Origin of the sequence: Mycobacterium sp. ACS4331 (assembly GCF_001667265.1) — a bacterium.
GTDB lineage: Bacteria > Actinomycetota > Actinomycetes > Mycobacteriales > Mycobacteriaceae > Mycobacterium.
Genome location: NZ_LZHW01000091.1, coordinates 1 through 1,378, shown reverse-complemented (window position 1 = coordinate 1,378; position 1,378 = coordinate 1). Strand labels below are relative to the sequence as shown.

The window sequence follows — 1,378 nt, the reverse complement described above, 5'->3', positions numbered from 1 at the left end:
AGTGTCACCACCAAGACCATCCGAACCGTCACCGATGTCCTGATGCAGAACTGTCACCGATGTCTTGGGAGATGACACGCGATCTGTCGGTGGGGGCGGGCATACTCGAACACGTGTTCGATGATGATTCGCCGGACGGGCTGCTCAGCGAGATCGAAGCGTGCCACCGCTTCGAATCGATGCTGATCGGCCGCCGCATGGCCGCCATCGCCCGCCTGCTCGAACACCGCACCCTCGAAGCCGAGGCCGACGATCCCGATCCCGGCTACTGCGTCATCACCGGCCTGACCCGCACCAGCGCCGAGATCGGCGCCGCCCTCAACCTGGCACCGCGGACGGCCCAGGACATGGTCGCCCACGCCGAAGCCCTCCGGGATCGCCTGCCGCTGGTGGGGGCCCTGTTGCGCGCCGGTGAGGTCGATTGGCCCACCGTCAAACTCATCCTGACCCGCACCGAATACGTCACCACAGACCTGATGCCGCAGATCGACGCGCAGATGACGGCCAAACTCACCGCGTGGTCGTCGTGGTCACGCCGCCGCGTCCAGGACAGCGTCGACGCCGCCATCCAAGCGTTGGACCCCGAGGCCGCCAAGGAACGCCGCGTGCACGCCGAAGCCGGCCGCCACGTCATCATCACCGCCAAACCCGACGGCACCGCCCAATTACGCGGCACCCTCACCGCCCCGGCCGCCGCGGAACTCGACGCCCGCCTGTCGGCGATGGCGACCGCGGTGTGCGGGGCTGATTCGCGGACGGTGCGGCAGCGCCGCGCCGACGCGCTGGGTCAGGGCCAACCCCTGGTCTGCGACTGCGGACAGCCCGAGTGCCCCACCCGCGGCAGCGCCGTGACCGGTGACGGGGCCGCGGGTGTGCCGGCGGTGCGCACCGTGATCAACGTGGTGGCCTCCGCGGCCACCGTCTGCGGTGACAGCGACGCTCCCGGCCACCTGCAGGGCTTCGGGATCATCGACGCCGCCCAGGTCCGCGACCTGGTGCCCACCGCGCTGCTGCGCCCCGTCGCCCGGCCCACCGTCACCCCCGCCCAGGCCCACACCTACACCCCGTCGGCGGGACTGGCGCGGTTCATCAAGACCCGCGACCTGACGTGTCGCTTCCCCGGCTGTGACCGCCCCGCCTGGTTCGCCGACCTCGACCACACCGCCCCGTTCAAACACACCAACCCCGCCGCCGGTGGACCGACCGCGCCGTGGAATCTGGGCTGCTACTGCCGCGAACACCACCGCGACAAAACCTTCCTCGACTGGACCGACCACCAGCTGGCCGACGGGACCATCGTGTGGACCTCACCGACCGGCCGCACCTACACCACCACCCCCGCCGGGGCCGAACTGTTCCCCGACCTCCTCGGCCCAGC

At 70.6% G+C, this 1,378-nt stretch carries 1 protein-coding gene; it reads left to right on the top strand.

Annotated elements, in window-relative coordinates:
- Positions 1–71: 71 nt before the first annotated feature.
- The coding region (locus tag A5727_RS21320) for an HNH endonuclease signature motif containing protein (RefSeq protein WP_068254632.1) at positions 72–1,378 on the top strand (1,307 nt) is incomplete at its 3' end.